This is a genomic window from Xanthomarina sp. F2636L (assembly GCF_026410195.1).
Lineage (GTDB): Bacteria > Bacteroidota > Bacteroidia > Flavobacteriales > Flavobacteriaceae > Xanthomarina.
The window spans coordinates 443,952-462,114 of sequence record NZ_JAPMLM010000068.1 but is presented as its reverse complement, the minus strand read 5'-3'; the positions used below and the strand labels follow the sequence as shown (position 1 = coordinate 462,114).

Below are 18,163 nucleotides of genomic sequence, written 5' to 3'. Positions count from 1 at the left end.
CTTTCAGTCCAGATGTCTCAAGATTGAAAGGTTTATATAGTTTAATCAAAAGCGTTTTTGAAGAGAATTATTTCTTTTTTCTTTTCTTCTTGCTTTTCTTTTTGTTCGAATTTTGTTTTGGATGCACCAATTCCATTTCATCAATTAAATGTGTAGCTCCAGCGTATTTATCTACAATAAATAACATATAGCGCACATCTACCATAATGTTTCTGCAAATTTCTGGATCGTAGTACATATCACTCATAGTTCCTTCCCAAACTCTGTCAAAATTTAATCCAACCAAGTTTCCATGCGCATCAATTGCTGGACTTCCAGAGTTTCCACCCGTTGTATGGTTTGTTCCTAAAAAGCAAACAGGAACTTTTCCGTTAGTATCAGCGTATGGTCCGTAATCTTTAGCTTCGTATAATTCAATTAGTTTCTCTGGTACATCAAATTCGTAATCACCAGGAATATACTTTTCAATAACCCCGTCCAAATAGCTCACAGGCTCGTAATAAACAGCATCCCTAGGAGAATATCCTTTTACCTGTCCGTAAGTTACACGAAGTGTTCCGTTGGCATCTGGGAAATATCGTGCATCCGGAAGTGCCTTCATAAGCGCCGTCATATATTCGGTTTGTAAAGCTGTTATTGGCTCGTTCTTGGCTTCAAACTCTGGGTTGATGCTATTATAGAACTCGTCAATCATTGGTTTAGCATAGGCATAAGCCGGATCATTATTTAATTTTTCTATAATTTCTTCTTGAGTACCTTTAAATAGTTTTAAAGCAGAATCTAAACTTGTTAGAGCTGTTTTGTCATAAATAGAAACATCTACATTTTCTGTATAAAAAGGCATCACATTTTCGAAAACACCTTTATCTACATGCACATCAAAATCTTTATGAATTTTAGTTAAAGTACTTTCTGTAGCAGCTTTAGCTTTATCAAAAATAGCTGGATTATTTGTAACTGCTTGCTCAAATTGATAGGCTCTAAAAGTCATTTCCATCAATTCGTTTGTTACTAAAAATACTTCTATAAAGCTTCTTCGTTTCACGTTGATAGCTTCAAATTCTTCATATAGCACATCAAATTCAGGAAGAATATTTCCGTACTTATCTTCCAGGTTCTTTTCTTTTAAAGCCTTTTTAAAATCGGCTTCAAACTTCTTTCTGTTTTCAATTGCGCCACTTTTTTCAATCCCTAAATTTTCACCTTGCCATTTTTTGTAGGCATTGGCAATTCTAGCTTGCTTCGAAGCGTATTTAATTCTAACCTCGTCGCTTTCCATCATTTTAGCGTCAATAACCTCTAAAGCAGCTCTACGAATAGCAATATTACTTGGGTTATAATCTTGAGTTATTTGTTCTATAGCTACTGCTGGTAAATATTCATCTGTAGTTCCAGGGAAGCCAAAAACCATAGTAAAATCGCCTTCTTCAACACCATCTAAAGAAATTGGTAAAAAGTGTTTAGGCGTATATGGCACGTTGTCTTCGCTGTATTCTGCTGGGCGGTTATTTTTGTCTGCATAAATTCTAAATAAAGCAAAATCTCCAGTATGTCTCGGAAAAACCCAGTTGTCTGTATCAGAACCAAACTTCCCAATACTTGATGGAGGTGTACCAACTAAACGGATATCGTTAAAACGTTCTGTAACAAATAAGAAGTATTGATTTCCTTTATAAAACGATTTAATTTTAGTGTCTTGCCAAGTTTCTTTTTTAACTCCAGCTTCAATATTATTAGAGTTTTTAGAAACAGCAGATTGTCTTTCTTTTTCCGTCATAGATTCTGTAACACCATTTAAGACTTGCTCTGTTACATCTTCTATTCTAACAATAAATTCTATAAATAAGCTTGGGTTTGGTAATTCTTCGTCTAATTTCATAGCCCAGAACCCATCTTTTAAATAATCGTTTTCTAAAGATGAATGAGATTGAATCTGGCTAAATCCACAATGGTGATTGGTAAGAACCAAGCCTTTTGGAGAAATCACCTCACTGGTACAACCGCCATTAAAATGCCCAATGGCATCTTTTAAACTCGAGTTGTTAACATCGTAAATGTCTTGAGCCGAAAGCTTGCTTCCAAGATTGGCCATTTCTTCCTCGTTCATTCCCTCTAAAAGTGAAGGAATCCACATGCCACCTTGTTGCGCTGACACTTGAATTGTAATAAAAAGTAATAGAATTTTAATGAATTTCATAATCAGATAATTTAGTATCCTTCAAAGATAAAGAACCATGCTATAAAAGATGTTAAAATGATCTAAATTTATCTATTGAACTTGTATCTTTAAGCTATGAAGCACCAATCTAAACTCCCGAATATAGAAACCAACATTTTTACGATAATGAGTGGTTTGGCAAATAAGCACGAAGCCATTAATTTATCGCAAGGGTTTCCAAATTTTAAAAGCGATCAGAAATTAATTGATTTTGTTTCCAAAGCCATGAACTCCGGTTATAATCAGTATGCATTAATGGGAGGAAATATGGAATTACGTGAAGCTATTGCTAAAAAATTTGATTTGCTTTACGAAAGCACTTACCATCCAGAAACCGAAATTACCATTACAGCAGGAGCTACCCAGGCTATTTTTGATGTGATTACAGCTTTTGTAAGAGCAAACGATGAAGTGATTATTATAAAACCAGCTTACGATTGTTACGAGCCTTCGGTTTTAATTAATGGAGGAAAACCTGTGTCTATTCAATTAGAAGCACCATATTATCAAGTGAATTGGGAAGAGGTGAAACAGAAAATTTCGAGTAGAACAAAAATGATAATTATCAATACGCCACATAACCCAAGTGGTACTGTTTTGAACGAAAATGATATGTTACAGCTTCAGGAACTTACCAAAAACACCAATATCGTGGTATTAAGCGATGAGGTTTATGAGCACATGGTTTTTGATGGCGAAAAACACCAAAGCGCTTGTTTGTTTCCCGATTTAAAAGCGAGAAGTTTTATTACAGCGTCTTTTGGAAAAACCTTTCATAATACGGGGTGGAAAGTAGGTTATTGCTGCGCGCCAAAAGAGTTAATGAATGAGTTTCGAAAAATACATCAGTTCGATGTGTTTAGTGTGAATCACCCTGTGCAAAAAGGCTTAGCAGATTATATGCAAGACTCAAGTACGTATTTAGAACTGTCTGGATTTTATCAAGAGAAAAGAGACTTGTTTTTAAGTTTGATAAAAGATTCCAAGTTTAAATTTAAACCGTCTCAAGGCACATATTTCCAAGTGTTAGATTATTCAGAAATCACTAAAGAATACGATGTGGATTTTGCCAAGCGCTTAACCATAGAACACGGTTTAGCTTCTATTCCGCTTTCAGTTTTTAATGAGAATAAATTAGATAATAAGGTACTGCGATTTTGCTTCGCCAAAACAGACGAGACATTAAAGCAGGCAGCAGATATTTTGAATAACATATAATAATTTTAGAATGATGCAAGAACACTTAAAAATTGTGCTTATTCAAACCGAATTGTTTTGGGAAAATCCAGAACAGAACAGAGACCATTTTACAAAAAAAATAGAACGTATTTCAGAACCAGTAGATGTGATTGTGTTGCCTGAAATGTTTACATCTGGATTTACTATGAATCCTCAAAACGTTTCTGAAACCATGTTTGGCGAAACCGTTGTTTGGATGCAAGAATTGGCTTTAAAAATACAAACGGCTATAGTGGGAAGTTTGGTTATCAAAGAAGATAAGCATTTTTATAACAGGATGTTATTTGTGCATCCAAATGGCATTATAGAAACCTACGATAAAAAACACACGTTTACACTTGCAGGAGAGGATAAAGCTTATACGGCAGGAAAAACAAAGCTTATTGTAACTTATAAAGGTTGGAAAATATGTCCACTAATTTGTTACGATTTACGCTTTCCAGTTTGGGCAAGAAATGTGGAAGATTACGACCTGTTGATTTATGTGGCCAATTGGCCAAAAATAAGAATAACTGCTTGGGATACGCTGTTAAAAGCAAGAGCTATTGAAAATATGGCTTATTGCGTTGGTGTTAATCGTGTAGGTTTAGATGGAAATAACCACGAATACAATGGGCATTCGGCTGTTTTTGATGTTTTAGGTGAAAAAATAGACCAGATTCCTGACAATAAAGAAGCCATTGAAATTATTGTTCTAAACAAATCTCATATAAAACATAACCGAGAAAAGCTTAATTTTTTAAACGATAAAGATGCTTTTACATTAAAGTAGGGTGAAATCTATTGTGTAATCGAAATTGGAGCGTACTTCTTGTTTTTCTGAGAGATAGCTTATTTTTTCAGGTTGTTGCTTTTTTAAATAGTTTCCAGAGTCATACTTTTTGTTTTTATTAGCATCATGTATCACTCTTAAATAATATTCATTTGGAGTCACGTATTTAAAATCTATTGGCTCAGATTTTTTACTGTACTTTTCAACTTTAACCTCTCCTTTTTCGTCTGTTAGTTGAACAATAACTGGATATCTAGCGTTTTTTAAATTCACTCTAACATTTCCATATTCTTCGAAAGCTTTCGTGCTAACTGTGTAGTTTAGAGTGTCGTTTTTATTTTCAAAAAAATCAGTAAAAGCATTTGGCAATACCTGAATGTTGTATCTATTGTTTTCGGTTTTATCAAAACTAATAACAAGAGCATTTTTTAAGGAATCCAATTTTGTTTTAAAACTGACATCTACAGAGTCTTTGTCTTTTATGGAAATACGTTTTCTAGCTATTTTTTCAAAAGGAATGTTTCCCGAAATATTAAAATCTTCTTCAAAACCAATAGTCGAAGTTGGAGATGCTTTAATAATAAGCGTATCTTTTTTTTGTTCACTTATTCTAACAGTAAAGTTTTCAGAGTAATTTTTATTAGTCACCTTAAAAAGTAATGAGTCGGTATCTTTAAAGCGAGGTTTATACCAGTAATTAAGCGAATCTGATTTGGCATCTTTGGTTACACGGTAGCTAAAATCTTCGGGTGTGTTCGATTGAATCAGGATATTCATTTTTTCAAAATCTCCTTCAAAACCAAATGCAATTTTTTCACCGGAAATTAAACGTGGATTAATAATTTTTGGATCTGATACTTCCTTGAACAATTTTATGGTGTAAAGTGTGTCTTTTGGAACAGAGATAGTTTCTTCTAAAAATCCAATTTTATCACTTCGTTGTTGGTATTTGCTATCTTGGTTTTCATCCTTTAATGCAATTATCTTGTATTTCCCAGCCTTAATATTATCTATAGAAAAAGTCGTCGTACTATCTAAGGTATTGGTTATATATTTTGGTTTCTTTTTATACACAGTAGAATCTGTAAAGGTAGAATCCATTTCGTATAGCATAATAGAAACAAATTTGTCTGGTTTTTGTAATGAAGCATCAATTATATTTCCTTTTACAGAAAGAGAATCTATATAGTCTCCGGTAGAAAATACATATCTATAATAAGGATACGGATTGCCTTCGTTATTATCTACAATGCTATTTCCAAAATTAAAAGCATAGGTGGTGTTAGCATCTAATGTATCTGTAATTTTAATAGTTATATATTTACTAGCTGTGCCTTGAGGTAATATTTCTGGAGCAGGATCCATTGGTGGGGAAATAATTAATTGCTTTTGTAGGTTGTTTATTTTAATATATTCGTTAAACGTAATTCTTATTTCGGTTTCTTTAAAATTAGTTGAAAAATTTTCAGGCACAGATTTTACAATAACAGGAGGTGTAATATCTTTAACTCCTCCACCCGGAGTACCTTTATTAGCACAATTTGCTAAAAATATGCAGCATATAATAAGTTGTAAAGATTTATAAAAAGTGCGATTCATCTTTTAATCTAAATTTTGATACAAAGAAACAATTAAATTCTCATTCACGAAACTATCCTTAAGCTATTGCCATAGAAGCTATACTAATTTTAACATTCTGTGCTTTGTTTAATACAGAAATACAGGCTTCCATAGTTGCTCCTGTTGTAATAAGGTCGTCCACCAAAAGAATGTGCTTGTTGTTTATTTTCTCTTTATGTTGAATAGCAAATAACTCATCATTCTTTGACCATCTACTAAATCTGTTTTTGTTTACTTGAGAAGAAGTGTTGGTGACTTTTATAAGAACATCGTCGCAATAATCAGTGTTAAGTTGCTTAGCTATTTCTTGTCCAAATTTCGCTACTTGATTGTAGCCTCTTTTTCTTAATTTCTTTTTATGAAGAGGCACTGGAATTACAGCATCAATTGTTTGGTAGTCTTTTAATTCTTTTAGTTCTTCACCAAGCCATGTGCCTAAAAATACACCAACATCTTCGTGACCTTTATATTTTAAGTTATGCATAAGTTGTTGAGTAATTCCTTTTTTTTCAAAACGTAATAGAGCTGTAGCATGTTCTATTTTTGCACGCCCATAAAAAGTTTTTAAAACGGTATCGTCATTTTCAAGGTGGTAATTGGTCACAGGTAAATTATGTCTACAATCGGTGCAAACATATTTTTCATTATCACCTAATTGAAACATGCAAGCAAAACATACTTGAGGAAAAAATAAGTCAATTACCGATTTTAACATTTTTTGCAGGAATTAACCTTAAAGATATTAATAACATTTCAACCTTTAAACCCTTTTTAATCAAACAATTTAGAACTTTAACAATTTTTTTATCACTTTATCGATTAAAATAAAATAACACAATGATAATTTATAGTTTCGTAAGGTAAATTATAAATTAAGATGATAGTTAACCCTCAATTATTTAACTACAGATTAATTATAGGTACATTGGTAATAGCAATTGTTGTTATAGGGTCTTATAGCTTTTCAAATTATACAACTCTTAAAAATCATCAAGAATTTATAGAACAGGAAACGTTACTTGTTCAAAATGAATTAAATGAAATGATTAAGAGCTATGATGCTGTTAAAGCAAACAACAATACCATGCAATTAGAATTTAATGAAGCTAAATCAAAGCTTGAAAATGTTTTAGACTCTTTATTAGTTTTTAATACCGATGCATCCGTAATATCTAAGTACAAAAATCAATTAGCAATTCTTAAAAAAGAAAAGGCGCGATTATTTGCTAAGTCAGAATTGGCTCAAAAGGAGAGTCGGTTTCTTGAAGTAGAAGTTTATTCTATGTCTCAGCAATTATTTAATCAGCAAAAGTATGTGCAATCTTTAGAAAAAGAAAATGCTATCTTATCTAAAACAATTAAAAAAATTGTTTCTGTTTCTGCTGTTAATGTGAATGCTGTAGCTCTAAATACAGTTAATTCAAAAACTGACATGAAAACAAGTAAAATTGACGACTTAGATCATATTGAAGTTTGTCTAACGCTTTTAAGTAATGAGTTTACACCAAAAGGGAACAAAAACATTTTTGTTCAGCTTATTGGTCCAGACAATCGCTTAGTGGTTGAAAGAGGTCATGTGAGATTTAAAGATGAATCTTTAGATTACAGTGGAATGACTGTAGTAAATAATAACTACGATAATATAGATGTTTGTACCAAAATTAATGTAGAATCTAAAAAACTCTTAAAAGAAGGTACTTATAATGTTGTTATTTATAATGACGATTTCCTAATAGGAAAAACAGAATTAGAACTTTATTAACTAACCAATTATATTTTTTGGAAAACCGTTCCTTTAATGAGAACGGTTTTTTATTTTTGCAACATGGCAAACGATGATCAATTTAAAAAAGTAATCTCTCATGCAAAAGAGTATGGTTACGTATTCCAAAGTAGTGAAATTTACGATGGACTTAGTGCAGTTTACGATTATGCTCAAAACGGAGTAGAATTAAAGAAAAACATTCGCGACTATTGGTGGAAATCTATGGTGCAGATGAATGAAAATATTGTTGGTATTGACTCTTCAATTTTCATGCATCCTACTATTTGGAAAGCTTCAGGTCACGTGGATGCGTTTAACGATCCTTTAATAGATAATAAGGATTCTAAAAAACGCTACAGAGCAGATGTTTTAATTGAAGACTATTGTGCTAAAATAGAAGGGAAAATAGATAAAGAAGTCAAAAAAGCTGAAAAACGCTTTGGAGACGCTTTTAATAAAGAGGAATTTGTCTCAACGAATCCTCGTGTTGTTGGATATCAGGAAAAAATAACTGAGATTCTTAGCAGAATGGGAAAATCTTTAGAAAATGAAGATTTAGCAGATGTTAAAGCACTTATAGAAGAGCTAGAAATTGCAGATCCATTAACTGGTTCCAGAAACTGGACAGATGTTAAGCAATTTAATTTAATGTTTGGAACCAAGCTTGGAGCAAGTGCGGAACATGCTATGGATTTATATTTACGGCCAGAAACAGCTCAAGGAATTTTTGTTAATTTCTTAAACGTTCAGAAAACAGGACGTATGAAAATTCCTTTCGGAATTGCACAAACAGGAAAAGCGTTTAGAAACGAAATTGTTGCAAGACAGTTTATTTTTAGAATGCGTGAGTTTGAACAAATGGAAATGCAATACTTTATAAAACCAGGAACCCAAAAAGACTGGTTTGAATATTGGAAAGAACACAGAATGAAATGGCATCAATCCCTTGGTCTTGGCGAAGAGAACTATCGTTACCACGACCATGAAAAATTAGCTCATTATGCTGATGCTGCTACAGATATCGAGTTTAAATTTCCATTCGGATTTAAAGAATTGGAAGGAATTCATTCTAGAACCGACTTCGATTTAAAACAACATGAAGCCTTTTCTGGAAAGAAATTACAATATTTCGATCACGAAGACAATGCAAGTTACACACCTTATGTACTTGAAACTTCTATTGGTCTAGATAGAATGTTCTTGGCTGTATTTTCAAATTCTTTAGTTGAAGAAGAATTAGAAAACAATACAACAAGAACAGTGTTAAAATTACCAGCAGTTTTAGCCCCTGTAAAAGCAGCTATTTTACCATTGGTCAAAAAAGATGGTTTACCAGAAATTGCAAGACAGATTTTCGATGATTTAAAATGGGAATTCAACGTGGATTACGATGAAAAGGATGCTGTTGGAAGACGCTATAGACGTCAAGATGCCAATGGAACACCATTTTGTATTACAGTAGATCACGATACTCTGGAAGATAATGCTGTTACCATCCGTCATAGAGACACGATGGAACAAAAGCGTGTTAAGATTGCAGATTTAAAAGATATTATTAAAGCTGAAGTGGATGTAAAACATTGGCTTCAAAAAATGCAATAAAACAATCATTGATAATATCACACTAAGCTTGTCTAAGTGCAACCGGAGGATTCTAAAAATTAAAACTCCCAAGCTAATCTAGTTTGGGAGTTTTTTTAGTAAAATATATTAGGTATTTTAAAACTTCAAAGTCACTCCCAACAAAAAGTTTCTGGTTGCTTGCGGATAAAAACCACTACCTTCAATAGTTGTTATTTGGGATGGGTTAGACCAATCGTCATCATACGTATAGTAAAAACCATTAGAGCTGTATTTTTCTCCAAAAAGATTATTCACCAAACCTGAAAAAACAATGGCTTTAAAGATAGATTTTGTTTCAATTTCGTACATCACATTAAAATCGTTTACAAAATAGCTATCTAATTTGGATGCTTCCGTATCTGTATTTCCCATATACTGCTCTCCAACAAATTTGCTTAACAAGGACATTTGCAAACCTTTAAGTGGTCTGTAAACTAAAGCATTCCCTGCCACAACATTAGGAGAAAATGAAATATTTGTCGACCCTAAATCAACTAATTCTCCATTTAAAGAAACCACTGTTTCTTTGTTTTTGTTTGTGCTTAAAGCCACATTTGGTTGAATACTAAATTTATTCGAAATATTTAAAATAGCATCAATTTCCAAACCTAATCTGTAGCTATTTCCTGAGTTGTCTCTCACCGGATTTCCAACATCATTAATTGCTCCAGTTAATACTAATTGTTCATTATATAACATGTAATATAAATTGGTATTTAGACTAAAGGCTTCAGATTGGTGTCTCCATCCCAATTCGAAATCGTTTAACTGCTCTGGCTTGACATCGGCATTTATTTCAAAATCGTCTCTATTTGGCTCTCTATTAGCTCTGGCATAAGAAAAATAGAAGTTATTATTATCGTTTAAAGTATAGGTAATTCCAGCTTTTGGATTAAAGAAATTAAAATGTTTATCAACAATAAATGGTGCCACATCCGAATTGGTTCCAGTAGTTTTATAGTTAACATATCTGTATTGCAAATCCAAATACAAACTAACATGATTGTTTAATCTATATTGTCCTTTAGCAAACGCACTCATGTCTAATTTCTTTCCGTTACCATCGTAATATCTATCTCTTATCATCATATCGCTTGAATATTGAGCCCAGATAATTTCACCATAATGATCGCCTGAATACGAACTTAAAGATGTCCCAAAAATAACATCTAAAGTATTATTTTTATAATTAGCATTGGCATTAAAAACATAAAACTGGTTATCTAACCATCTACGTCTAATTAGGTCTGTTTCTGTAATAGTTTCACTACCAATTTCTACATCGTCAAAGCCATAATCTGCAAATTCTGCATCTTCTTTAAATTGTTCGAAATAACCCTTTCCCTGCGTATAATTAAGAGCTAAATTGGTGGACCATCTGTTATTGATGCGTTCGTTCCAATGGAACTGATAATGGTCTTGCTGATAATTGTCAATTTCATTATCATAAAACTGAATACTGCCATTCTCATCTGTGTACATTCCAGCAGAATTAAAAGTTCTATCATGTTCTAAAATATATGGGTCTTCAATTCCATTCCATGACTGATAGGTTTTTTCCTTTCCACTAAAAGTAAGCGCTTTTATCATGGTATTATCATTTATATATGTGGCTTGAAGAAAGTACGACTTTAAATTTGAAGAGGCTCTATCTACGTAACCATCAGATTTAATTTGAGACAAACGTCCAGCAATTTCAAGATGTTCGTTAAGCAAGCCTGTACTAAATTTTACGGTGTGCTTCCATGTATTAAAGCTTCCATAGCTATTGGCTATTTCCCCAAAAGGCTTTTCTGAAACAGCATCTGTAAGCACATTAATACTAGCTCCAAAAGCTCCAGAACCATTGGTTGATGTTCCAACACCACGTTGCAACTGAAGACTTTCTACGGAAGAGGCGAAATCGCCTAAATTCACCCAAAAAGTCCCTAAGGATTCTCCATCGTTATAAGGAATCCCATTAATGGTCACGTTGGTAGACTGCGCATTAATTCCGCGCACTCGAATTCCTGTGTACCCTAAGCCTGCACCAGCATCTGAAGTGGTTACAACCGAAGGTAAATAATTTAAAAGAATGGGTAAGTCCTGACCTAGATTCCGTTTTTGTAATTGTTCTTTGGTGAGGTTAGAATGTGTAATTGGTGACGTGGCGTTTACACGTACAGCTTTAACCAAAACTTCGTCTAAAGCTTCCAGTTTTGTAGAATCTTGCTGTTTTTCTTGCGAATAAGCTGAAAAACTAAACAGTAAAAAAAGTAAAAAAATTTGAGAGTTCCGCCTACTACAATGTGACAGATTGTTGAATAAAAGTTTCATCCGATAAAATAAATTTATACGAATAAAAAGAGGTTATTATTCTTTGTTATTAATTAATTTGTTTGAAATAGTGAGATTGTTTAATCGTTGTAAAACTATTAACAATAATATCACCATTTTGGTTTTATATCCCTAAACAGCATTACCTGTTCTAGGTTCGTTGGGTATGATCTCAGCCGATAATAGGCACCCCTTTTTGAGAACGATGCAAAGATAGCCATCAATTAAGAATTAACAACTAAGAATGAAAAATAATTTAGTTTATTTCAGGAGGTTTTCTATTGGCTTTTTTATCAGCTTGTTGCTTCTTTTTAGATAAGCGTTTTAATTTAACAGATCGTGGAACTTTAGTAGGTTTTCGTTTTTTAGGTCTTTTTAAACTCTGTTTAATTAACTCTAAAAAGCGTTTTATTACAAGGTCTTTGTTTTTATGCTGACTTCTGCTTTCGTCACTTTGTAAAATTAAAACACCTTCAGTTGTTAATCTGTTTGCAAGATTTTTGAATAATAAAGCTTTTTGCTCTTCAGAAAAAACCTGAGAATTACTTAAATCGAAATTTAAAACCACTTTGGACGAAACCTTATTAACGTGTTGTCCTCCAGATCCAGAGCTCCTGATAGCTTTGAAGTTTAGTTCTGTAATAAGCAAAGCTGTATCAAACATGTTATTTTACTTGATGTGTAGGTTTTAATAAATCTGTTACTGTTTTAACTGGGTTGAAGGTAATTAGAGGAACTTCTACGAATATGGTATTCCAATTAGACATGCTTCCGTTCCAAAGCCCTGGTAATTCAAGTGCTTTAAGGTCTTTTCCCGTTTTGGTTTTCATGGTTATAAAAGCTGTTTTATGGTCTACAAATTGCTCTAAATCAAACCTGTTTCCTTTATAATCTTTAATTCCACAAACCAAATCTACAGGGTTAAAATGTGTGGCATTTGTTAAAATATCTTTTTGAGATTTAACCTTTTTATTTATTTGTGCTGATTCTACAATTTGTAAAGAGACTTGGCCTTTTTCATCTTTTACCCAAAAAGGACCTCCTCCTGGTTCTCCTTCATTTTTAACCATACCACAAACACGAATAGGTCTATTTAACTTTTCCTTTAAATATTCTAATTGATATTCAGTGGCATATTTTTCATATTCAGAAGAAATAACCACATGCATTTTAAGTGATAAAAATTTTGAGATTTCTAATATTTCATTCCTCGAAAGATCATTGTTGTCTAGTTTTTCAAGATAATTAAAAGCTTGATTTTGAACCTCCATTAGAATACCAGCCAACATTTTTTTGTATTCGCTTACTTCATCTTCATATTTAAAAACTACAACGTTATCTATATTTTTAATAAAGATAATATCTGCATCTAAATCGTTTAAATTTGAGAGTAGAGCGCCATGCCCAGAAGGTCTAAACAATAGGCTGTTATCGTCCATTCTAAAAGGTTCGTTTTCTAGAGTAACAGCAATGGTGTCTGTAGATTCTTTTTGATATGAAAAAGAAATTTCGAATTTAGTATTAGTTTTACGCTCTACAATGGTTTGGATTTTTTTAAATTCACCATCAAAAATATCTTTATACTTTTCTGAAATAGTATAGTGTATATTCGCTTTATTATTTGTTGAAGCATATAGAGCAGCTTCAAACAAATGCTCTTCGAAAGCTGTTGCAATATGCTCTCTATATTCATGAAATGGCAACAAGCCTTTTGGATAGAACCCATAATTTAACTTGTCTTCATCTAACATAGTTTTAACAAACATATAACGCTGTTTGTCTGTTGATGATGAATGATAATCTGGAAATACATTAACTATTTTATCTAATACTATTTTGTAAAAAGGCAGTTTTTCCAAGCCTACAAAGAAGACTGCCAATAAAGCTTCCTTGGTTCTATTTATATAAGCATTTACTGTTTCTTGTTCTGGGTTATAATCCTCTATAAAACTAAAAAAAGACTTAAACATTCTGGTTGCTGCTCCAGAAGCTGGAACAAATTTTATAATAGAATAGTTGTTTCTTTTATCGTCGAACAATTGGATAGATGCTTTTTTTTCTTTTTCTGAAAGTTTTAAAATCCCATTGTTAATAGTTGCAGCCGATTGTAAGTTAACAAAAGGTAAGCCCGTTTTAAACAAGTCGATTTGAGCAGTCACCTTTTCAATAGTTAGCCCTTTTTTTTCAATTTGTATGATGTCTTTTTCTGAAAACATTCAGTTGTTGTTTAGTAATTTATCTATATGTTTTATGGCAGTTTCCATTCGGTTGGACAAACTTCCATTCAATAACACATAAGGCAGGTTATTTTTAATTAAAGCCGTTTGAAACGCCTCGAACATGACTTTTCTTTCGTTTGGTTTATCACGAATTCCGTCAGATTCCCATGGAATATCAATATTAGTTAAAAAATAGAGATTATAGGTGTTTTCAATGGCATATTTGTTCAATAATTGAGGAGAATAACCATTAAAATATGCTTCGCTATATACTTTTGTTTCTAACAAATCAGTGTCACAAATTAGTAAACTATCGACTTGTTTTGCTAAAGAATTTTCTAAAGCCATTTGTCCAATGGCAATGGGTAACACATCCTCTTTAGTTAGAAACTGATTGTTTTTAACTTTTTCTTCGGCATAAATTCTAGAATATTCTGGAACCCAAAGTGTTTTATAATAAGCAGCCAATTGGGTTGCTAAAATAGTCTTGCCAGTTGATTCTGGTCCAAATAAAACTACTTTTATGCAGCTACTTTTATATTGTTTAAGTGTTTCTTCCATGCTAGATATCCATATATGGCAATAACCGTAAATCCTAAATATTGTAAACTAGTAAAAGTGAATCCTTTATAAAAATATAATGGAATTGAAATTAAATCTCCTAAAATCCAAAAAATCCAGTTTTCTACTTTTTTTCTTGCCATGAGCCACATACCTACAAAAAAGATAGCCGTAGTTAAGGTGTCTACATAAGCCACCCAGCTTGTCCACATATTAAAGCTGTTATAGACAATAAAAACAAATAATAAAGTGATTAAGAAAATCCAAATACTAGTTCTTTTTTCTTTTTTTGTTGTAGATGAAATGGGTGTTACATGCGTAGCGTCTATTTTTCTAGTCCACACATACCAGCCGTAAATACTCATGATAAAATAGTAGGCGTTTATCATCATATCTCCTAATAATCCCCATTTTAGAAGCAGGTACACAAAAATACTGGTACTAATTATTCCTGTAGGAAAAACCCAAATATTGTTTTGTTTGGAAAACCATACAGAGAGAAACCCAAAAATAACGGCAATAATTTCTAAACCGATATCGATGGTTTGATAACCAGCATATTGTTCGAAAAAAAAATTAAAAACTTGGTTCATAGTCGCTTCTGTCTGTTTTTACAACCTTCATGGTTAAAACACATATTTTTTGTTCTTCAAACGATTTGTAAATTTGAGTTGTTAAGAAAGGCATCAACTCATGGTATTCACCAAAAATTTGAGTACTCAACGGGTTCTCCAAAACCGAAAATTTAGAATCTCTTAGACTTTTAATAAAGTTAATAACATGAATTTCATAATCGTCTTGTAAAGGTGATAAGGTTAAGTCTACTGATATTCTCATGGATGTTTCTTTACATTTTTAGTTCTTCAAAGAAAGTCTCATCGTCCTCAAAAGCAGTTCCAATAACTACTAAATCTGCTCCAGAAAGGTAAGCTTCTTCTAATTGTTTTTTTGTTCTAATACCTCCTCCAATAATTAAAGGAATAGATAATTCTTTTTTTACTTTAGTTATTATGTCTGAAGGAATTGGGTCCATAGCGCCACTACCTGCTTCAAGATATATTAATTTCATTCCTAATAATTCTCCAGCTTTCGCAGTATCTACAATTTCCTGAACATTGATTTTAGACATAGGTTTTGTAGCTGTTACTTTTTGAACAGATGTTACTTTTCCATTTTCAATAAGAAGATATCCTGTTGGTATCACCTCAAGTTGCAATTGGCGTAATTTTGAAACAGACTTGACTTGCTTTCCAATTAAATACTCCGGATTTCTACCAGAAATCAAAGATAAAAACAACAAGGCATCTGCTTGATCTGTAATCTGAGATACGTCTCCAGGGAAAAGAATAATTGGCAAAGTAGTATGTTTCTTAATTTCTGAAATCAATTTTTCTGTAGCAAAATCATCCACAGTACTTCCCCCAACAAAAATATGTGTAGCTAAAGAACCATTCACTTTCTTAATAAAACCTGAAGTTAACTCAATGGCCATTTTATCAGGATCTATTAAGACAGCCAAAAGCTTTTTATCCTCTAAAATGGATTTTAATATGCTTTGATACAGTGCTTTCTTATTAGTCATTAATTGTCATTATTTTGTTTGCTAAAATTAAGAAGGCAGGGCATAAGCACAAGTAAACCCTTCAAACTCAAAAAAGGCCGAATTAAATCTATATTTTTTATCTTCATAATCTATCCAAGCAACAGTAGAAGCTTCTTCAATAGTAAACGGAATGACTAAAGTATGTTGTAGGAAACTTAATCCAGGCGTTGCAAAAAGCTTGTATAAAGATTCCTTAATACACCAAATAACGGTTAGTTTATTAATATAATCTGTTTCATCTTTTTTCAAATATTGAAACTCATACTCCATGAATTTATGAGCAATTATACCAATTTTATCTCGTTGTTTTTCAATGTCTATTCCTACTTTAAAATCGCTCACAATAACGCCAGAAAATGTAAATGAATGAGTAATGGAAATATGTTTTCCGTCTTTTAAATGAGGCTTGCCATTTTCATCATAATATAAATCGGCATCTGTATAACCAAATTCTGCTAATAAATGTCTAACACTTAAAAACCCTCTTTGGTGTAATTCGCTTTTCATTCTTAAAACACGTTCCATGTTTTCAGGTTTTAAAGTAACAGCCTGTAATAAATGGTCGTAAGATTCTGTGATCTTCCAGATTTTAACAATTGTTTGGGAATTAGGACTAAAGGATTTGTATAGAGGCATTTAATTTTTTAAAAGTTATTGGTTATCTTTGCACCGCCTAAGGCGAATGTCTCATTTTTAACGTAGCGAATTTAGCGAATTTAAGTGCTAAACCAAAAATGTTGACTTTAATAAAACAAAAGAAATTTAGAAATAATGAATACAAAAACTGTTGCTTACGTACCAAATAAGGTAAAAGATATCTCACTTGCAGATTGGGGAAGAAAAGAAATTGAATTAGCTGAAGCTGAAATGCCAGGACTAATGAGTCTTCGTGAAGAATACAAAAATTCTCAACCTCTTAAAGGAGCTAGAATTGCTGGTTGTTTACATATGACAATCCAAACGGCTGTTTTAATTGAAACTTTACAAGCTTTAGGAGCTGAAGTTACTTGGAGTTCTTGTAATATTTTCTCTACTCAAGATCAAGCTGCTGCTGCTATAGCTGCTACAGGAACTGCTGTTTATGCATGGAAAGATATGAATGAAGAAGAGTTCGATTGGTGTATAGAGCAAACCTTGTTTTTTGGAGAAGATAGAAAACCATTAAACATGATTCTTGATGATGGTGGCGATTTAACCAACATGGTTTTAGATAAATATCCAGAGCTTGCTGCAGGAATTAATGGTCTTTCAGAAGAAACGACTACTGGAGTTCATAGATTATACGAACGTATGAAAGCAGGAACTTTACCAATGCCTGCAATTAATGTAAATGATAGTGTTACAAAATCTAAATTCGACAACAAATATGGTTGTCGCGAAAGTGCTGTAGATGCTATTCGTCGTGCAACAGACATTATGATGGCTGGAAAACGAGTGGTTGTTTGTGGATATGGAGATGTAGGAAAAGGTACTGCTGCATCTTTTAAAGGAGCTGGTAGTATTGTTACAGTTACAGAAATCGATCCAATTTGTGCGTTACAAGCTGCTATGGATGGTTTTGAAGTGAAAAAACTAGAAACGGTTGTTGGCAATGCTGATATTGTTATTACAACTACTGGAAATAAAGATATCGTTCAAGGCCGTCATTTTGAAGCTATGAAAGATAAAACCATAGTTTGTAATATTGGACATTTCGATAACGAAATTGATATGGCTTGGTTAAACAAAAATCACGGGAACACTAAAAATACAATTAAACCACAAGTTGATAAATATACTATTAACGGAAAAGATGTGATTCTTTTAGCGCAAGGTCGTTTAGTGAATTTAGGTTGTGCTACAGGGCATCCTAGTTTTGTAATGAGTAACTCGTTTACCAACCAAACTTTGGCTCAAATAGAACTTTGGACAAACAGAGATGCTTACCAAAACGAAGTGTATATGCTACCTAAGCATTTAGATGAAAAAGTAGCGCAATTACACTTAGCTAAAATAGGTGTTGAATTAACGGAACTACGTGAAGACCAAGCAAAATATATTGGAGTAGAAGTAGAAGGCCCGTTTAAACCTGAATATTATAGATATTAGAAAAAGACCGCTAGCGTCTTTAGAATAAAGGCAGCTTCGCTTTTAGAAATATGAAAAAATCCTAAACAATTATTGTTTGGGATTTTTTTTGCGTTTCCCAAAGGGTCTGGCTTTACTTATTGGTTTTTATTTTAAATTA

16 protein-coding genes are annotated in these 18,163 nt (G+C 32.5%); 5 read left to right on the top strand and 11 right to left on the bottom strand.

Annotation, left to right across the window (positions count from 1 at the left end):
* Positions 1-67: 67 nt before the first annotated feature.
* Positions 68-2,197: a S46 family peptidase gene (locus OS191_RS09510; protein WP_267155455.1), complete on the bottom strand. Its 2,130-nt coding sequence runs from the start codon at positions 2,195-2,197 to the stop codon at positions 68-70.
* A gap of 96 nt (positions 2,198-2,293) precedes the next feature.
* Here OS191_RS09510 and OS191_RS09505 point away from each other — a divergent pair, with 96 nt between their 5' ends.
* The gene (locus OS191_RS09505; RefSeq protein WP_267155454.1) at positions 2,294-3,436 is read left to right on the top strand and encodes a methionine aminotransferase; all 1,143 of its coding nucleotides are present in this window, start codon (positions 2,294-2,296) and stop codon (positions 3,434-3,436) included.
* Positions 3,437-3,449: 13 nt separating this feature from the next.
* Positions 3,450-4,229 (top strand): amidohydrolase, encoded by a 780-nt coding sequence (locus OS191_RS09500; protein ID WP_267155787.1) that lies wholly within the window; start codon positions 3,450-3,452, stop codon positions 4,227-4,229.
* On the opposite strand, the gene OS191_RS09495 is transcribed toward OS191_RS09500, so the two are convergent.
* Together OS191_RS09495 and OS191_RS09490 are read right to left on the bottom strand one after the other, a co-directional pair.
* Complete coding sequence (locus OS191_RS09495; protein ID WP_267155453.1) at positions 4,221-5,828, bottom strand: Ig-like domain-containing domain; 1,608 nt, start codon at positions 5,826-5,828, stop codon at positions 4,221-4,223. The two genes, OS191_RS09500 and OS191_RS09495, sit on opposite strands and share 9 nt — an antisense overlap.
* A gap of 58 nt (positions 5,829-5,886) precedes the next feature.
* Complete coding sequence (locus tag OS191_RS09490; protein WP_267155452.1) at positions 5,887-6,564, bottom strand: ComF family protein; 678 nt, start codon at positions 6,562-6,564, stop codon at positions 5,887-5,889.
* 162 nt (positions 6,565-6,726) lie between these two features.
* Here OS191_RS09490 and OS191_RS09485 point away from each other — a divergent pair, with 162 nt between their 5' ends.
* Positions 6,727-7,611 carry a DUF8428 domain-containing protein gene (locus OS191_RS09485; RefSeq protein WP_267155451.1) on the top strand — a complete coding sequence of 295 codons (885 nt, stop codon included), beginning with the start codon at positions 6,727-6,729 and terminating at the stop codon, positions 7,609-7,611.
* A gap of 63 nt (positions 7,612-7,674) precedes the next feature.
* Positions 7,675-9,216, top strand: coding sequence for a glycine--tRNA ligase (locus OS191_RS09480; RefSeq protein ID WP_267155450.1), 1,542 nt, complete (start codon positions 7,675-7,677; stop codon positions 9,214-9,216).
* A gap of 117 nt (positions 9,217-9,333) precedes the next feature.
* On the opposite strand, the gene OS191_RS09475 is transcribed toward OS191_RS09480, so the two are convergent.
* From OS191_RS09475 to OS191_RS09440, 8 genes are all read right to left on the bottom strand, one after another.
* Positions 9,334-11,553, bottom strand: coding sequence for a TonB-dependent receptor (locus tag OS191_RS09475; protein WP_267155449.1), 2,220 nt, complete (start codon positions 11,551-11,553; stop codon positions 9,334-9,336).
* A gap of 256 nt (positions 11,554-11,809) precedes the next feature.
* Positions 11,810-12,217 (bottom strand): alternative ribosome rescue aminoacyl-tRNA hydrolase ArfB, encoded by a 408-nt coding sequence (arfB, locus tag OS191_RS09470; protein WP_267155448.1) that lies wholly within the window; start codon positions 12,215-12,217, stop codon positions 11,810-11,812.
* A gap of 1 nt (position 12,218) precedes the next feature.
* Positions 12,219-13,769: a DUF4301 family protein gene (locus tag OS191_RS09465; RefSeq protein ID WP_267155447.1), complete on the bottom strand. Its 1,551-nt coding sequence runs from the start codon at positions 13,767-13,769 to the stop codon at positions 12,219-12,221.
* Positions 13,770-14,333 (bottom strand): ATP/GTP-binding protein, encoded by a 564-nt coding sequence (locus OS191_RS09460; protein ID WP_267155446.1) that lies wholly within the window; start codon positions 14,331-14,333, stop codon positions 13,770-13,772. It lies immediately after the preceding gene.
* Positions 14,294-14,926 (bottom strand): nicotinamide riboside transporter PnuC, encoded by a 633-nt coding sequence (gene pnuC / locus OS191_RS09455; protein ID WP_267155445.1) that lies wholly within the window; start codon positions 14,924-14,926, stop codon positions 14,294-14,296. Before pnuC ends, OS191_RS09460 begins: the two co-directional genes overlap by 40 nt.
* On the bottom strand, positions 14,910-15,170 hold the full coding sequence (locus tag OS191_RS09450; protein ID WP_267155444.1) for a hypothetical protein: 261 nt from the start codon (positions 15,168-15,170) through the stop codon (positions 14,910-14,912). Before OS191_RS09450 ends, pnuC begins: the two co-directional genes overlap by 17 nt.
* Before the next feature lie 10 nt (positions 15,171-15,180).
* Positions 15,181-15,915: a phosphoglycerol geranylgeranyltransferase gene (locus tag OS191_RS09445; RefSeq protein ID WP_267155443.1), complete on the bottom strand. Its 735-nt coding sequence runs from the start codon at positions 15,913-15,915 to the stop codon at positions 15,181-15,183.
* 27 nt (positions 15,916-15,942) lie between these two features.
* Positions 15,943-16,572, bottom strand: coding sequence for a 4'-phosphopantetheinyl transferase family protein (locus OS191_RS09440; protein ID WP_267155442.1), 630 nt, complete (start codon positions 16,570-16,572; stop codon positions 15,943-15,945).
* A gap of 135 nt (positions 16,573-16,707) precedes the next feature.
* Between OS191_RS09440 and ahcY the strand changes: the two genes are divergently transcribed.
* The gene (gene ahcY / locus OS191_RS09435) at positions 16,708-18,024 is read left to right on the top strand and encodes an adenosylhomocysteinase (protein WP_267155441.1); all 1,317 of its coding nucleotides are present in this window, start codon (positions 16,708-16,710) and stop codon (positions 18,022-18,024) included.
* Positions 18,025-18,163: the final 139 nt, after the last annotated feature.